This window comes from Sphingomonas astragali (genome assembly GCF_051400615.1).
Classification (GTDB): Bacteria; Pseudomonadota; Alphaproteobacteria; order Sphingomonadales; family Sphingomonadaceae; genus Sphingomonas.
In genome coordinates, this window is record NZ_JBLFFH010000003.1 from 309,261 (window position 1) to 323,653 (window position 14,393).

The 14,393-nt window shown below is 68.7% G+C and carries 18 protein-coding genes; 12 read left to right on the forward strand and 6 right to left on the reverse strand.

Annotation, left to right across the window (positions count from 1 at the left end; translation table 11 throughout):
• On the reverse strand, nt 1–1,584 hold the full coding sequence (locus ACMGER_RS16055) for an alpha-amylase family glycosyl hydrolase (RefSeq protein ID WP_436813166.1): 1,584 nt from the start codon (nt 1,582–1,584) through the stop codon (nt 1–3).
• 124 nt (nt 1,585–1,708) lie between these two features.
• On the opposite strand from ACMGER_RS16055, the gene ACMGER_RS16060 reads away from it, so the two are divergent.
• From ACMGER_RS16060 to ACMGER_RS16115, 12 genes are all read left to right on the forward strand, one after another.
• Entirely contained in the window at nt 1,709–1,969 is a 261-nt protein-coding gene (locus tag ACMGER_RS16060) for a CBU_0592 family membrane protein (protein WP_436813167.1), read from the forward strand.
• A 3-nt stretch (nt 1,970–1,972) separates the two neighbouring features.
• Nucleotides 1,973–2,881, forward strand: a complete 909-nt coding sequence (locus tag ACMGER_RS16065; RefSeq protein WP_436813168.1) for a hypothetical protein — start codon at nt 1,973–1,975, stop codon at nt 2,879–2,881.
• Nucleotides 2,878–3,288 (forward strand): GNAT family acetyltransferase, encoded by a 411-nt coding sequence (locus ACMGER_RS16070; RefSeq protein ID WP_436813169.1) that lies wholly within the window; start codon nt 2,878–2,880, stop codon nt 3,286–3,288. The genes ACMGER_RS16065 and ACMGER_RS16070 overlap by 4 nt, the downstream gene beginning before the upstream one ends.
• A gap of 3 nt (nt 3,289–3,291) precedes the next feature.
• Nucleotides 3,292–3,639: an ArsC family reductase gene (locus ACMGER_RS16075; RefSeq protein WP_436813170.1), complete on the forward strand. Its 348-nt coding sequence runs from the start codon at nt 3,292–3,294 to the stop codon at nt 3,637–3,639.
• Between the two features lie 53 nt (nt 3,640–3,692).
• Complete coding sequence (locus ACMGER_RS16080; protein ID WP_436813171.1) at nt 3,693–4,139, forward strand: hypothetical protein; 447 nt, start codon at nt 3,693–3,695, stop codon at nt 4,137–4,139.
• A gap of 26 nt (nt 4,140–4,165) precedes the next feature.
• Nucleotides 4,166–4,831: a TIGR02466 family protein gene (locus ACMGER_RS16085; protein WP_436813172.1), complete on the forward strand. Its 666-nt coding sequence runs from the start codon at nt 4,166–4,168 to the stop codon at nt 4,829–4,831.
• A 65-nt stretch (nt 4,832–4,896) separates the two neighbouring features.
• Nucleotides 4,897–5,757, forward strand: coding sequence for a 3-methyl-2-oxobutanoate hydroxymethyltransferase (panB, locus tag ACMGER_RS16090; protein WP_436813173.1), 861 nt, complete (start codon nt 4,897–4,899; stop codon nt 5,755–5,757).
• A gap of 66 nt (nt 5,758–5,823) precedes the next feature.
• Entirely contained in the window at nt 5,824–6,525 is a 702-nt protein-coding gene (locus ACMGER_RS16095) for a tetratricopeptide repeat protein (protein WP_436813174.1), read from the forward strand.
• Nucleotides 6,522–7,865 (forward strand): PQQ-like beta-propeller repeat protein, encoded by a 1,344-nt coding sequence (locus tag ACMGER_RS16100; RefSeq protein ID WP_436813175.1) that lies wholly within the window; start codon nt 6,522–6,524, stop codon nt 7,863–7,865. Before ACMGER_RS16095 ends, ACMGER_RS16100 begins: the two co-directional genes overlap by 4 nt.
• Before the next feature lie 281 nt (nt 7,866–8,146).
• Nucleotides 8,147–9,502: a ribosome biogenesis GTPase Der gene (der, locus tag ACMGER_RS16105; protein ID WP_436813176.1), complete on the forward strand. Its 1,356-nt coding sequence runs from the start codon at nt 8,147–8,149 to the stop codon at nt 9,500–9,502.
• Nucleotides 9,499–9,705: a sulfurtransferase TusA family protein gene (locus ACMGER_RS16110; RefSeq protein WP_436813177.1), complete on the forward strand. Its 207-nt coding sequence runs from the start codon at nt 9,499–9,501 to the stop codon at nt 9,703–9,705. Before der ends, ACMGER_RS16110 begins: the two co-directional genes overlap by 4 nt.
• A 78-nt stretch (nt 9,706–9,783) precedes the next feature.
• On the forward strand, nt 9,784–10,224 hold the full coding sequence (locus tag ACMGER_RS16115) for an Hpt domain-containing protein (protein WP_436813178.1): 441 nt from the start codon (nt 9,784–9,786) through the stop codon (nt 10,222–10,224).
• A 194-nt stretch (nt 10,225–10,418) separates the two neighbouring features.
• Here the strand turns inward: ACMGER_RS16115 and ACMGER_RS16120 are convergent, their stop codons facing one another.
• The 5 genes from ACMGER_RS16120 to purL form a co-directional block, all read right to left on the reverse strand.
• Nucleotides 10,419–10,562, reverse strand: coding sequence for a hypothetical protein (locus ACMGER_RS16120; RefSeq protein ID WP_436813179.1), 144 nt, complete (start codon nt 10,560–10,562; stop codon nt 10,419–10,421).
• A 232-nt stretch (nt 10,563–10,794) separates the two neighbouring features.
• Nucleotides 10,795–11,274, reverse strand: coding sequence for a bacterioferritin (bfr, locus tag ACMGER_RS16125; RefSeq protein ID WP_436813180.1), 480 nt, complete (start codon nt 11,272–11,274; stop codon nt 10,795–10,797).
• 103 nt (nt 11,275–11,377) lie between these two features.
• Nucleotides 11,378–11,548, reverse strand: a complete 171-nt coding sequence (locus ACMGER_RS16130) for a (2Fe-2S)-binding protein (protein WP_233785682.1) — start codon at nt 11,546–11,548, stop codon at nt 11,378–11,380.
• 93 nt (nt 11,549–11,641) lie between these two features.
• Nucleotides 11,642–12,088 (reverse strand): hypothetical protein, encoded by a 447-nt coding sequence (locus ACMGER_RS16135; protein WP_436813181.1) that lies wholly within the window; start codon nt 12,086–12,088, stop codon nt 11,642–11,644.
• A 74-nt stretch (nt 12,089–12,162) separates the two neighbouring features.
• On the reverse strand, nt 12,163–14,382 hold the full coding sequence (gene purL / locus ACMGER_RS16140) for a phosphoribosylformylglycinamidine synthase subunit PurL (protein WP_436813182.1): 2,220 nt from the start codon (nt 14,380–14,382) through the stop codon (nt 12,163–12,165).
• Between the last annotated feature and the right edge of the window lie 11 nt (nt 14,383–14,393).

Here is a 14,393-nt window from a genome sequence, read left to right on the forward strand (position 1 = left end):
CTAACGTCGGATCGACAGAATGGCTTCGTTCGGCCGCAGCCGCGTGCGGTCCGTGGGAAGGTCGCCGTGGAGCGTCGAGAGGATCGGCTCGAACCCTTTGGCGATCTCCGGCATCGCGTGGGATTCGGAGCCGAGGTTCAGCACCACGAGGAATGCCTCGTCGCCGCTGCGTCGCAGATAGGCGAGCACATCCCCCTCGGCTTCGACGGGCGTGTAGCTGCCGATCGACAGCGCCGGATGCCGGCGCCGGAGATGCAGCAGGCGGCGGTAGAGGTTGAGCATCGACGCCGGGTCCTCCCGCTCCGCCGCGACGTTGCGGGTCGGCCAGTCGCGATGGAGCGGCAGCCAGGGCGTGCCGGTGGTGAAGCCGGCGTTGGCCGAGCCGTCCCATGCCATCGGCGTCCGCGCCGGATCGCGGCCGAGCCCGAGCCCCGGCTCCCGCAGCTCCTTGGGGTCGCGCACCTGATCGGGGCGCAGCACCACCTCGCCGATCCCGATCTCGTCGCCCTGGTAGATGGTGGGCGTGCCGCGCAGCGTGAGCAGCAGCATCGCCGCGACCCGCGCCTGCGCCTCGCCCAGCCGGCCGGCGATCCGTCGGGCGTCGTGGCTGCCCAGCACCCAGTTGGGCCAGGCGCCGCGCGGCAGCGCGGCCTCATAGGCTTCGATGAAGCTCGCGATGCCGCGCGCGTTCCATGGCGCCTCGATCAGCTCGAAGTTGAAGGGGAGGTGCACGCCCTTCGCCTGCGCGCCGTAATAGGTGACGAGCTTCGACAGCGGCAGGCAGATTTCGCCGATCAGCACCCGCTCGTCCCCGCCGCCATAGCTGTCGGCGAGCGCGCGCATCTCGGCGATGACGTCGTGGACCTCGGGCTGATCGGTCGAGTTGAGCTGGAGGACCATGAACTTCTCGCCCATCGACGGATGATAGTCGGGGTTCGGCGGATTGTCGGGAAAGCCCTCCGCCTTGACGATATGCCACAGCACGTCGATGCGGAAGCCGTCGACGCCGCGGTCGAGCCAGAAGCGCATGGCGTCGAACATCGCCCGGCGCAGCTCAGGGTTGCGCCAGTTGAGGTCGGGCTGCTCCTTCAGGAAGGCGTGGTAGTAATATTGGCCGGTCGCCGCGTCATGTTCCCAGGCCGGGCCGCCGAAGTCGCTCGTCCAGTTGTTGGGCGGTCCGCCGCCCGGCGCGGGATCGCGCCAGATGTACCAGTCGCGCTTGGGCGAGGTACGCGATGAACGGCTCTCGACGAACCAGGGGTGCCGGTCGGAGCTGTGGTTGGGCACGAAGTCGAGCAGCAGCCTGAGCCCGCGTTCGTGCGCCGCGGCGAGGAGCGCGTCGAAGTCCTCGATCGTCCCGAACAGCGGATCGACCCCGCAGTAATCGGCGACGTCGTAGCCGAAGTCGGCCATCGGCGATGGAAACATCGGCGACAGCCAGATCGCGTCGACGCCGAGGTCGGCGAGATGGTCGAGCCGCCGCCGGATGCCATTGAGATCGCCGACGCCGTCGCCGTCGCTGTCCTGGAACGAGCGCGGATAGACCTGATAGACGCATCCGGCCTCCCACCATCGCTTCGTCACGCCGATACCCTCCGCTGCGCCCTTTATCGACGAAGGCCCGTTTTGGTTCCTCCTCCCGGCGCCTCGCTTGCCGAGCCGGTGCGGCTGGGCGATAGGAGGGCTCAACCTCACCCGAGTGGATCACATGGGATTGACCCCCGAGCGCATCGCGATCGAGATCGTCGGCTGGACCGGCGCCGCGCTGATCCTCATCGCCTATCTGCTGCTGTCGGCGGGACGGCTCACCGGCCAGTCGCGGTCCTATCAGTGGATGAACGTCGCCGGCGCCGCGGCCTTCGTGCTCAACAGCGGCTGGAACGGCGCGATCCCCTCGGCGACGCTCAACGTGATCTGGATGGGAATCGGGCTGTTCACGCTGTGGCGCATCCGGCAGGGGATGGCCTGAGGCGTGTTCTTCTCCTGCTTCGACTTCCGCCTGCGCTCCGAGATCCCACTTGGCGAGCTCACGCCCGCCGATGATCTCCGGGACACACGGCCGATCGTCGACGTCCGGCTGGGCAGCGTACCCAGGGCGCTGCCCGCAGCACCGCCGGCGGTCCACGGGCTCCAGGCTGCGAACGGCGAGGCGCTGCTCACCGTCGCCGGCCATGCGCGCTACCTGATCCGCGAGGGGCGGGAGATCGTGGTCGATCCGCTGCCGGGCGCGGCCGAGCGCAACGTGCGGCTGTTCCTGCTGGGATCGGCGCTCGGCATCCTCGTCTACCAGCGCGGGCTGCTGCCGCTCCACGCCAATGCGATCCTGGTCGACGGCGGCGCGGTGGCGTTCACCGGCCAGTCGGGCGCGGGCAAGTCGACGCTTGCCGCGCACTTCCAGCGCGCCGGCTACCCCGTGCTGTGCGACGACGTCTGCGTGGTCGGCTTCGACGACGCCGGCGTGCCGCTTGCCTGGCCGGGCCTGCCGCGGCTCAAGCTGTGGGAGGATGCGGCGCACGCCTTCGGCCACGATCCCGCCGCGCTCGATCGGGCGGTGGAGGGGCTGGCGAAGTTCCATGTGCCGATCGGGCGGACCGCCGACGCGCGGCCGGCTCCCCTCCGCCGCCTCTATACGCTGGCGCGCGCCGAGGGCGGGGAGGGCCGCATCCTGCCCCTGCGCGGCAGCGAGGCGATGGCGGCGGTGATGGAGAACAGCTACCGCGGCCTCTACCTCCAGGCGCTCGGCGCGACCGCGGCGCATTTCCGGCAGTGCGCGATGCTGCTCCGCCACGTCGAGGTGTTCGCCGCCACCCGCGCCTGGGGCTTCGACGTGTTCGAGCGCGAGGCGGCGATGCTCGAGCGCCATGCGGCAGGCGCGGCATGATCCGCACGGCGACGGCGGAAGACCGGTCGGCGGCGGTCGGGCTGTGGCGCGAATGCGAGCTGACGCGCCCGTGGAACGATCCCGACCGCGACTTCACGCTTGCGGTGGAGGAGCCCGCCTCGACCGTACTGGTCGCCGAGCGCGACGGGCGCATCGTCGGCAGCGTGATGACCGGCTTCGACGGCCATCGCGGCTGGGTCTATTACCTCGCCGTCGCGCCCGGCGCGCGCCGCGCCGGCCTCGGCCGGGCGCTGATGGCAGCGGCGGAGGCTTGGCTGCGCGAGCGCGGCGCACCTAAGGTCCAGCTCATGGTGCGCGAGGGCAACGACGCGGCGCTCGCCTTCTACGCGGCGCTGGGGCTCGAACCGCAGCCGGTGGTGACCCTCGGCCGCTTCCTTGGAGACTGACGCATGACCGTGACGATGTACGGCATCCCCAACTGCGACACCGTCAAGAGGGCGCGCAAATGGCTCGACGCCGCGGGCGTGGCCTATGCCTTCCACAACTACAAGACCGACGGCGCGCCGCCCGAGAAGCTCGCCGCCTGGGCGAAGGAGATCGGCTGGGAGAAGCTGCTCAACCGCGCCGGCACCACCTTCCGCAAGCTGCCCGACGCCGACCGCGAGGCTATCGACGAGGCCAAGGCGCTGGCGCTGATGGCCGAGTATCCCTCGCTCATCAAGCGCCCGGTGATCGAAGGGGCGGGGCCGCTGCTCGTCGGCTTCGACCCCGGCCGTTACGAGGCCGTCTTTCCCTAGCGGAACCGCCGCCGATCCGTTACCCTCCCGGCCGGACAACGAGGGGATGACGGATGGCGACCTATCTCAAGCAGCGGCCTCCGGCCTGGTTCTGGATCGTCGCGATACTGTTCCTGCTGTGGGGAGCGATGGGCTGCTGGGCCTGCTATCAGCAATTCAGGATCGGCGCCGACGCCTGGGGCGATCCCGCCAACGCCGAATACAACCGCGCGCTCTATGCCTCGCTGCCGGCCTGGTACAATTATGTCTATGCGGTCGCGGTCGGCACGGGACTGCTCGGCGCGCTGGCGCTGCTCGCGCGGTCGGCGGCGGCGCGGCTGCTGTTCATCGTCTCGGCGATCGCGATCGTGGTCCAGTTCGGCTATGCCTTCCTCGCCACCGACCTCATCGCGCACAAGGGTGCGGAGGCGGTGCTGCCGTTCCCGATCCTGATCCTCGTCATCGCGCTGGTCGAGATCTGGTTCGCCGGCCTCGCGCGGCGGCGCGGCTGGATTTCCTGACGGCCGCCGGATAGGGCGCGCGCATCATGGCCGCGCCCGATCCGCTCCCCGATCCGCTCAGGGTCCGCGCCGAGTTCCTCGGCCTGTTCGAGACGCCGGTGCTGCACGGGCGGGTGACGGACCATGAGCCGCTCACCGCCGCGCTCGCCGAGGCGATCCGCGCGCGCAAGGCCGCGGACGACAAGGGCATCCAGCGTTCCAACGTCGGCGGCTGGCACTCGGCCACCGACATGCTGCAATGGGGCGGACCCGCGGCGCGGCAGCTCGCCGACACCACGATCAGGCTCGCCAAGCGCCTGTCGCATTTCGAGGAGCGCGATCCCGCCACCGTCGAATGGTCGGTGCGCATGTGGGCGAACGTGTCGCCGCCGGGCGCGCTCAACATGAGCCACGCGCATCCCGGCGTGCTGTGGGCGGCATCCTATTACGTCGACATGGGCCGCGATCCGGGCGTCGACATCGGCGGCGAGATCTATTTCGAGGACCCGCGCTTCCCGACCACGCTGATGACCTTTCCGGGTTTCCGGATGGTCGGGCTCGACGGCGCGCCCCAGCCGGTCGAGCGGCGGCTGGCGACGCAGGCGGGCGACCTGGTGCTGTTCCCCGCCTGGGTCCGCCACGGCGTCCGCCCCAACGAGGGCAGCCGCGACCGTATCTCGATCGCGATGAACGTCTACGCGAAGGAGCGCTGATCTCCTGCCGCCGATGCCGATGGCCACCATTGCCAGTGAGGAGGGCAGGCCGTAGGGCGGGGCTCATGTCGACCACCTTCACCCTCGACACCTCGACCAGCCGCGCGCACCCCACGCCCGCGCCGATGAAGCGGCTCACCGTGCCCGCGATCACCGCGCGCAAGGGCAAGGAGCCGCTGGTGATGCTCACCGCCTACACCGCGCGGATGGCGCAACTGCTCGATTCGCATTGCGACATGCTGCTGGTCGGCGACAGCCTGGGGCAGGTGATCTACGGTCTGCCCTCGACGTTGCCGGTGACGGTGGAGATGATGTGCGCGCACGGCGCCGCGGTGGTGCGCGGCAGCTATCATGCGGTGGTGATTATCGACCTGCCGTTCGGCAGCTACGAGGGCTCGCCCGAGCAGGCCTTCGCCACCGCCTCGCGCGTGCTCGCCGAGACCGGAGCGGCTGGGGTGAAGCTGGAGGGGGGCGAGACGATGGCCGAGACCGTCGCCTTCCTCACCCGGCGCGGCATTCCGGTGATGGGGCATGTCGGCCTGACGCCGCAGGCGGTGAACGCGCTCGGCGGCTATGGCGCGCGCGGGCGGTCCAATGCGGAACATGCCAAGATCCTCGACGACGCCCGGGCGATCGCCGAGGCCGGCGCCTTCTCGCTGGTGGCGGAGGGGGTGGTCGAGCCGTTGGCGAAGGAGATCGTCGCCGCGGTCGGCTGCCCGGTGATCGGCATCGGCGCCTCGGCCGAATGCGACGGCCAGGTGCTGGTGATCGACGACATGCTCGGCATGTTCGAGCGCACCGCCCGCTTCGTGAAGCGCTACGACGATTTCGCCGGCCGCATCTCCGCCGCGGTCGAGACCTATGCGAGCGAGGTGCGCGCACGCGAATTTCCCGGTCCCGAACAGGTATACGCGCCGAAACCCTGAACGCTTTCCCTTCGGCCAGCACGCGGCTAAGGTCCGCCGCCGATCATCCCCTGGAGTAGCCTGCCCGTGGCGCTGAGCCCGCAATCCAACGAAGCATTCTTCCGCGAGGTCGACGAGCAGCTGCGCCGCGATCAGGCGATCGCGCTATGGCGCCGCTGGGGCATCGCCATCGTCGTCGTGGCGGTACTGGCGCTCGCCGCGTTCGGCGGCTGGCTCTATTGGCAGTCGCATCGCCAGGCCAAGGCGGGCGAGCAGAGCATTACCTTCAACAAGGCGCTCGACGAGCTCGGCAACCGGCGGACCGAAGCCGCGCGCCCGATGCTCGAGCAGCTCGCCAAGGAGGGGACGCCGGGCTATGCCGCGCTCTCCAAGTTCACGCTCGCCGACCTGGCGCTCGAGAAGAACGATCTCAAGGGCGCGGCGGCCAGGTTCGCCGAGGTCGCGAACGACAACGCGGCCGCCGAGCCGCTGCGCAACCTCGCGCTCGTCCGCCAGACGCTGGCCGAATATGACACGCTCCAGCCGCAGGTGGTGATCGACCGCCTGCGTCCGCTCGCGATCAAGGGAAACCCCTATTTCGCGAGCGCCGCGGAAATGACCGCGGTCGCCTATCTGCGCACCGGCCGCAAGGACCTGGCCGGCCGCATGTTCGGCGACATCGCCAAGGATGAGACGGTGCCGGCGTCGGTCCGTCAACGCGCGGTTCAGATGGCCGGCGTACTGGGGATCGACGCGGTCGCGCAACCTGAGGAAAAGAAGGCTCAATGAGGAAGTTTGTCACCGCGTGCGCCGCGCTCGCACTGGTTGCGGGCCTGGGCGGCTGCGGCATCTTCAAGGGCGGCAAGAAGAAGACGCCGGTGCTCGGCGAACGCGTGCCGATCCTGATGAGCGAGAATTCGATCTCGCCCGACAAGACCATCGCCGCGATCGAGGTGGTGCTGCCGCCGCCGGCCGTCAACGAGAGCTGGAATCAGCCGGGCGGGAATGCCGCCAAGTCGATGGGCCACCTCGCGCTCGCCGATGCGCCGCGCCAGATCTGGCGCGCGCAGATCCCGGGCGGTGACACCCGCGTCCGCCTCGCCGCTGCGCCGACGATCGACGGTGGCAAGCTGTTCGTGATGGATACCGATGGGGCGGTCCATGCCTTCGATGCCAATTCCGGCGCGAAGCTGTGGACGGTCGAGACCGCGGACGCGGGCAAGGACAAGAAGGAAGCCAAGAAGAACGCGCGCGCGCGCTTCGGCGGCGGCGCCAGCGCCGAGGGCGGCAAGGTCTATGCCACCAACGGGCTCGGCGACGTGGTGGCGCTCGATGCCGGCAACGGCGCGGTGCTGTGGCGCGCCAAGCCCGGCGGCCCGCTGCGCGGCGCGCCGACGCTCGCCAACGGCAATATCTATGTGCTGAGCCAGGACAATCAGCTGTTCGCGCTCAGCCAGGCCGACGGCAGCGTGGTGTGGACCCAGGCGGGCAGCCTCGAATCGCAGGGCGTGTTCGGCGTCGCCGCGCCCGCCGCGGCGCAGGGCACCGTCGTCGCCGGCTTCTCCTCGGGCGAGCTCAACGCCTATCGCTATGAGAACGGCAGCAGCGTCTGGGCCGATACGCTGTCGCGCAGCAGCATCTCGACCTCGGTGTCGAGCCTGTCGGACATCGACGCCGAGCCGGTGATCGACCAGGGCCGCGCCTATGCGGTCGGCCAGGGCGGCCGCATGGTCGCGCTGGAGCTGGTAACCGGGCAGCGCCTGTGGGAGCAGAACCTCGCCGGCATCTCGACGCCGTGGGTGGCGGGCGAGTGGATCTTCGTCGTCACCGACGATGCCCGCCTGATCTGCCTCGCGCGCGCCAGCGGCAAGATCCGCTGGATCAGCCAGCTGCGCAAATACCGCAAGGAAAAGAAGCAGAAGGATCCGATCTCCTGGATCGGCCCGGTGCTCGCCGGCGGCAAGCTGTGGCTGGTGAACTCCGAAGGCCAGATCACCTCGGCCTCGCCCGCCGATGGCACCGTCGGCTACACGATCGAGACCAAGGGTCGCTTCGGCCTGCCGCTGACGGTGGCGAACTCGACGCTCTATGCGCTGAACGACAAGGGCGGGCTGACGGCGTATCGCTAACTCTGTTCGAGCCCCTCCCCTTCAGGGGAGGGGCTTAGAGCTGCATCGGCAAGCTCCAACGCGAAGAAATCGCTTTCCTAATAGGATTTGCCTTGCTTGTGTCCGCCGGCGGCTGCCGCGGCGTGGCCGCGGGGATAAGTGGAACAAAGTGAACGAATGAAGCGCAACTCCCTTCACTTTAACGCCGGCCGCGCGACAGTTCCGATGCCGATCCACCCCAGACTCGTGCGCGCCCTGACGAGCGCTTCGACAAGCTCTGCCTGAACGGGTAGGGAGGCCCGATGCCACTCCCCACCGTCGCCATCATTGGCCGACCCAACGTCGGCAAGTCGACGCTGTTCAACCGGCTGGTCGGCAAGCGCCTGGCGCTGGTCGATGACCAGCCGGGCGTGACCCGCGATCGCCGCGAGGGCGATGCGAGCCTGCTCGGGCTCGACTTCCGCGTGGTCGACACCGCCGGCTTCGAGGATAAGGAGGCGGCGACGCTGCCGGGCCGGATGCGCCTCCAGACCGAGGCCGCCGTCGCGGACGCCGATGTTGCGCTGTTCATGGTGGATGCGCGCGCCGGCATTGTCCCCTTGGATGAAGAGATCGCCCGCTGGCTGCGCAGCTCGGACACCCCGGTGGTGCTCGTCGCCAACAAGGCCGAGGGTCGCGCCGGCGAAAGCGGCGTGATCGAGGCGATGGCGCTCGGCTTCGGCGATCCGATCCCATTCTCGGCCGAGCATGGCGAGGGGGTGGCCGATCTGTTCGAGGCGCTTCGCCCCTATGTCGATCGCGAGGATGAGGAGGATACCGCCGAGGACGAGGAGAGCCCCGACGCGCCGCTCAAGCTCGCGATCGTCGGCCGTCCCAACGCCGGCAAGTCGACGCTCATCAACCGGATGCTCGGGCAGGACCGGCTGATCACCGGTCCCGAAGCCGGAATCACGCGGGATTCGATCGCGGTCGATTGGGCCTGGGAAGGGCGCGCGGTCCGCCTGATCGACACCGCCGGGATGCGCAAGAAGGCGCGCGTGCAGGAAAAGCTCGAGAAGCTGTCGGTGATGGACGCGCTGCGCGCGGTCGACTTCGCCGAGGTGGTGGTGCTGTTGCTCGACGCGACCAAGGGACTGGAGGTCCAGGACCTCAAGATCGCCGACCGCGTGCTGCAGGAAGGCCGTGCGCTGGTCATCGCGCTCAACAAGTGGGACGTCGCCGAGGACGCCTCCAAGCTGTTCAACGGCGTCAAGGCGGCGCTCGACGAGGGGCTGGCGCAGGTGAAGGGCGTGCCGCTGCTCACCGTGTCCGGCGCGACGGGGAAGGGGATCGACACGCTGCTCAAGGTCGCGTTCGAGACGCGCGACGCCTGGTCGCGGCGCGTCTCGACCGGCCAGCTCAACCGCTGGTTCGAGCGTGCGATCGAGGCCTACCCGCCGCCCGCGCCCGGCGGCAAGCGGATCAAGCCGCGCTACGTGACGCAGGTCAAGACGCGTCCCCCCAGCTTCGTGCTGTTCGGCACCCGCGTCGATCTCCTGCCCGAAAGCTACCGGCGCTATCTGGTCAACGGCCTGCGCCGCGAGTTCGATTTCGGGGCGGTGCCGGTGCGGCTGACGATGCGCGCGCCGAAGAACCCGTTCGACCGGGACCGCGAGTGATCGAGCTCGACGCGCGCGGGATGCGCTGCCCGTGGCCGGCGATCCGGCTCGCCAGGGCGCTGCGCGAGCACGGGACGGCGGCGGTGGTGATCCTCGCCGACGATCCCGCCGCGCCGCGCGAGCTCGCCGCCGCCGCCGCCGCGGCCGGGCGGACTTTGGCGGCCGACGGCGACATGCGTTTCCGCGTCGAGGCAAGCGGCTGAATCAATACCCTGTTTACCGCGTCCGGCTAAGATGCCCGGTGGCTCCATTCGGCCGAAGGGAGCTTCGGAGGCACAGGGATGACGTTCGCTGACCCGGGCGAGGCGCTGATTGACTGGACCGTTTTCGCCGCGGCGCGCGCCGAGCTCGGCGCCAATTTCGTGCGGATCCTCGGCTATTTCCGCGAGGACGGCGCCAAGTCGGTCGCGCAGATCGAGGAGGCGATGCGCGCCGGCAACGCCGCGGCGATGGTGCTTCCCGCCCATACCCTCAAGGGCGAATCGCACCAGTTCGGCGCCGAGGTGCTGGCGACGCTCTCGGAGACGATCGAGGTGATCGCCCGCGGCTGCGTCGAGCGCCGCGACGCGCCCCAGCAGGCGCTGGAGCATGTCGTCCGCCTGCGCCCCGTCTTCCAGCAGACGCTCGGGCTGCTCGAACGCGAGACCAACCCGCTGGTCGAGCGCCGCCCGACGTTCGGCCGCAAGCCGATCCTGGCCGGTGGCGGGTTCGAGCGGGAATAGGGCAGGAGCATCGTCATGCCGGACTCGTTCCGGCATCCACGTTTCCTTAAGACAGCCATCGAGGTTCCGGCTCTGTCCGGATGAAATGGAATCGTGCTCCTGCGAAGGCAGGAGTCCTGGATTGCGGGCGTGTCGCTTGCGGCCAGAGCTCCTGCCTTCGCAGGAGCACGACACTGCTTCAATCTCAACAGACTTTAGGCGTCGACGTTCATTGTTTCGGCGAGGCTGCGCGCTCCTGCAACCGCGCTTGCAATGTAGGACTTCGCCTGCTTGGCTCGCCCGGTCCGAGCCGCGCGAGCGCCGGTGGTCCGCTCTTTGATCCTGTCGATCTCATCCATGTCGTGCGACTGCCGCGTCCATGTCGCGTCGCTGTAGCGTCCCTGGCGCGTCGCCGCCGCGTCCGCGCAGCGTTCCCAGCGTATCGCCTCGCAAACACGTGACCTGAGTCAATTTGGTCAACATTTTAGGGGAGCCCGGCATCGGAAGCCTCGTCCGGCTGGGCCCGATCTACCTATGACTTTCGTGACCTTCGACGGATTTCCGCGGGTTTCCGGGGCGGCCGTCGGCAGCCTAATCGCCCTCGCTCTTGGCGTTGAGCTGAATATAGTTCTGCAGTCCCATCCGTTCGATCATCTCGAACTGGGTCTCGAGCGTGTCGACATGCTCCTCCTCGTTGCCGAGGATGCGCGAGAACAGATCGCGGCTCACGAAATCGCGCACGCCCTCGCAATATTCGATCGCGCCCTTGAGCTGCGCCACCGCCTCCAGTTCGAGCTCGAGGTCGCCGCGCAGCACTTCCTCCACCGTTTCGCCGATGCGCAGCCGGCCGAGCAGCTGGAAGTTGGGTAGGCCGTCGAGAAACAGGATGCGCTCCGCCAGCTCGTCGGCGTGCTTCATCTCGTCGATCGATTCGTGGCGCTCGAATTCGGCGAGCTTCTTGACGCCCCAATGGTCGAGCAGGCGATAGTGCAGCCAATATTGGTTGATCGCGGTCAGCTCGTTCCTGAGCGCTTCGTTGAGGAATTCGATGACCTTGGGGTCGCCCTTCATGCCGCGTCCTTCGTTTTGTGAACGGGCATGATTCTACACCTGTTCGGACGTGCCGAACATCCAAAAAATGGCGGATTTCTGCGGGTTTCAGCAGCTGCGAATGCTACGCAGCAGCGCGCTCCTGGTCGATAATGGCTCGCGCGAACGGCACGCACTGGCCGCACTTAGCCTGGCACCCGAGCGCCCGATAGGCCTGGCAGGCGCTCACCGCACCCTCCCGCGCCGCCTGCCTCACCTCACGCTCGCGAATTGCATTGCAGACGCAGACGACCATCGGAACCCCGCACTGTGGAGCTCCCGATCTAGCGATACTGCGACTGATTCGCAACTCTATTGCTTGCGATTTGCAAAAGCAGGCACAAGCCGATCAGCGGCGGGCAAGATAAGCGATCGGCACGCCGACCAAAACGACGTGGCAGAAGAGCTGAGTCGCAATTCCCGTAACGCTCGGCATCGTTCCGAAGCGGAGCGGCACCACCACGAGGTTCATCACCGCCCAGGTGACGAGGCCGTAGACGGCACCCCACAGCAGCGGCCTGGCCTTGAACGCCGCGATGCGGTCGGCGGCGAAGACGAACCCGGCCGCCATGATCGCCATCAGGGCGAAATGGACGACGAGGCCCAGCATCGCGCCGCCCGCGCCCCAGTCCTTTGCACCCGGGAAAGGACCCGAGGCGACATAGCGCAGCATCTTGGCGACCTCGCCGCCGTAGAACAGCGTCAGGCCGATCGCCGCCGCCATGTCGAGCGTTCCCGCGAGCGCGGTTGCGGCGGCGATCCGCTTCGCCGCGCTTGTACCGATGACGTTTCCCATGCTTCTTCCCCCACGCCCGCATACCCGCGCTTATAACCCAGCTTCTGCGCCAGCGGGGGCCGAATAGCCCGCGGTCATGCCACGAGTGTGTCCCCCATCAGGCTCGGGAAGAAATCCTCATGCGCGGCGCGCAACGCGTCGAGGGTGACGACATGGTCGCCCTCGGCGCATTCGAAGATCAGGCGGTGGGCGATGGTCTTGCCGAGCGGCTCGACCGGCACGCCCGCACGCACCGACGCAAGCAGGAAGTCGTTGAGCTTGAGGTCGTCGACCGTGGCGACGTAGAGGCCCTGGTCCTCGGCGAAATAGCTGCCGGCGAGCCCCAGCGGGTGCGGTGCGTGGATATGGGCGCCGATGCTGCTCGCCAGCGCCATCTCCGCGATCGCCACCGCCAGGCCGCCGTCGGAGACGTCGTGCACCGCGGTGAGCGCCCCATTGGCGATCCAGCGGCGGACGAAGGCGCCGTTGCGGCGCTCCGCCTCCAGATCGACCGGCGGCGGCGGACCCTCCTCGCGGCCGTGCACCTCGCGCAGCCACAGCGACTGGCCGAGATGGCCCCTGCGCTCGCCGATCAGCACGATGACGTCGCCGGTCTCCTTGAACGCGATCGTCGCGGACCTGGACCAGTCGGGGAGCAGGCCGACGCCGCCGATCGCGGGCGTCGGCAGGATAGCGGTGCCGGTGCCGTCGTCCTTCTTGCTCTCGTTGTAGAGGCTGACGTTGCCCGACACGATCGGGAAGTCGAGCGCGCTGCAGGCGGCCGCCATGCCCTCGATGCAGCCGACGAACTGGCCCATGATCTCGGGCCGCTGCGGGTTGCCGAAGTTCATGCAGTCGGTCGCGGCGAGCGGCCTGGCGCCGACCGCCGAGAGGTTGCGCCAGGTCTCGGCGATCGCCTGCTTGCCGCCCTCGACCGGGTCGGCGAAGCAGTAGCGCGGGGTGCAGTCGGTCGCGATCGCCAACCCCTTGCGCGTGCCGTGGACGCGCACCACCGCGGCGTCGCCGCCGGGACGCTGGACGGTGTCGGCGCCGACCATGTGGTCGTACTGCTCCCAGATCCAGCGGCGCGAGGCGAGGTCGGGCGAGCCCATCAGCTTGAGCAGGTCGCCGGCGACGTCGGTCGTCTCCGGCGCGTCGGCGAGCGGGGCGGGGGCGGGGGTGCGCACCCACGGCCGGTCGTATTTCGGCGCCTCTTCGGCGAGCGGGCCGAGCGGGATGTCGGCGACGGTCTCCCCCTTCCACTTCAGCACCATGCGTCCGGTATCGGTGACGCGGCCGATCACCGCGAAATCGAGCTCCCATTTGCGGAAGATCGCCTCGGCCTCGGCCTCGCGGCCGGGCTTCAGCACCATCAGCATCCGCTCCTGGCTCTCGGAGAGCATCATCTCATAGGGCGTCATGCCGGTCTCGCGCTGCGGCACGTCGTCCATGACCAGCTCGATGCCGACGCCGCCCTTCGACGCCATCTCGACCGAGGAGGAGGTGAGGCCGGCGGCGCCCATGTCCTGGATCGCGACGATTGCGTCGGATGCCATCAGCTCGAGGCACGCCTCGATCAGCAATTTCTCGGTGAAGGGATCGCCGACCTGCACGGTCGGGCGCTTCTCCTCCGAATCCTCGCTGAAGTCGGCCGAGGCCATGGTGGCGCCGTGGATGCCGTCGCGGCCGGTCTTGGAGCCGACGTAGACGATCGGATTGCCGACGCCCGAGGCGGCCGAGTAGAAGATCTTGTCGGTCTGGGCGACGCCGACTGTCATCGCATTGACCAGGATGTTGCCGTCGTAGGCGGCGTGAAAGTTGGTCTCGCCGCCCACGGTCGGCACGCCGACGCAATTGCCGTAGCCGCCGATGCCGTGGACCACGCCAGCGATCAGGTGGCGCATCTTGGGATGGTCGGGCCGGCCGAAGCGCAGCGCGTTCATGTTGGCGACCGGGCGCGCGCCCATGGTGAACACGTCGCGCAGGATGCCGCCCACGCCCGTCGCCGCGCCCTGATATGGCTCGATGTACGAGGGGTGGTTGTGGCTCTCCATCTTGAAGATCGCCGCTTGGCCGTCGCCGATGTCGACCACGCCCGCATTCTCGCCGGGGCCGCAGATCACCTGAGGGCCCTCGGTCGGCAGCTTGCTGAGGTGGATGCGGCTCGACTTGTACGAGCAATGCTCCGACCACATCACCGAGAAGATGCCGAGCTCGGTCAGGTTGGGCTCGCGGCCCATCGCGTGGAGGACGCGGTCATATTCTTCGGGGGAGAGGCCGTGCTCGGCAACGATCTCGGGTGTGATCTCAGTCATGCGCGAGCCTT

Bases quoted from the DNA above. Each gene is read 5' to 3' on its own strand.
- ACMGER_RS16060 (WP_436813167.1), top strand. From the start codon at position 1,709: ATGGGATTGACCCCCGAGCGCATCGCGATCGAGATCGTCGGCTGGACC.
- ACMGER_RS16070 (WP_436813169.1), top strand. From the start codon at position 2,878: ATGATCCGCACGGCGACGGCGGAAGACCGGTCGGCGGCGGTCGGGCTG.
- ACMGER_RS16075 (WP_436813170.1), top strand. From the start codon at position 3,292: ATGACCGTGACGATGTACGGCATCCCCAACTGCGACACCGTCAAGAGG.
- ACMGER_RS16080 (WP_436813171.1), top strand. From the start codon at position 3,693: ATGGCGACCTATCTCAAGCAGCGGCCTCCGGCCTGGTTCTGGATCGTC.
- ACMGER_RS16085 (WP_436813172.1), top strand. From the start codon at position 4,166: ATGGCCGCGCCCGATCCGCTCCCCGATCCGCTCAGGGTCCGCGCCGAG.
- panB (WP_436813173.1), top strand. From the start codon at position 4,897: ATGTCGACCACCTTCACCCTCGACACCTCGACCAGCCGCGCGCACCCC.
- ACMGER_RS16100 (WP_436813175.1), top strand. From the start codon at position 6,522: ATGAGGAAGTTTGTCACCGCGTGCGCCGCGCTCGCACTGGTTGCGGGC.
- der (WP_436813176.1), top strand. From the start codon at position 8,147: ATGCCACTCCCCACCGTCGCCATCATTGGCCGACCCAACGTCGGCAAG.
- ACMGER_RS16115 (WP_436813178.1), top strand. From the start codon at position 9,784: ATGACGTTCGCTGACCCGGGCGAGGCGCTGATTGACTGGACCGTTTTC.
- ACMGER_RS16120 (WP_436813179.1), bottom strand. From the start codon at position 10,562: ATGGATGAGATCGACAGGATCAAAGAGCGGACCACCGGCGCTCGCGCG.
- bfr (WP_436813180.1), bottom strand. From the start codon at position 11,274: ATGAAGGGCGACCCCAAGGTCATCGAATTCCTCAACGAAGCGCTCAGG.
- ACMGER_RS16130 (WP_233785682.1), bottom strand. From the start codon at position 11,548: ATGGTCGTCTGCGTCTGCAATGCAATTCGCGAGCGTGAGGTGAGGCAG.
- ACMGER_RS16135 (WP_436813181.1), bottom strand. From the start codon at position 12,088: ATGGGAAACGTCATCGGTACAAGCGCGGCGAAGCGGATCGCCGCCGCA.
- purL (WP_436813182.1), bottom strand. From the start codon at position 14,382: ATGACTGAGATCACACCCGAGATCGTTGCCGAGCACGGCCTCTCCCCC.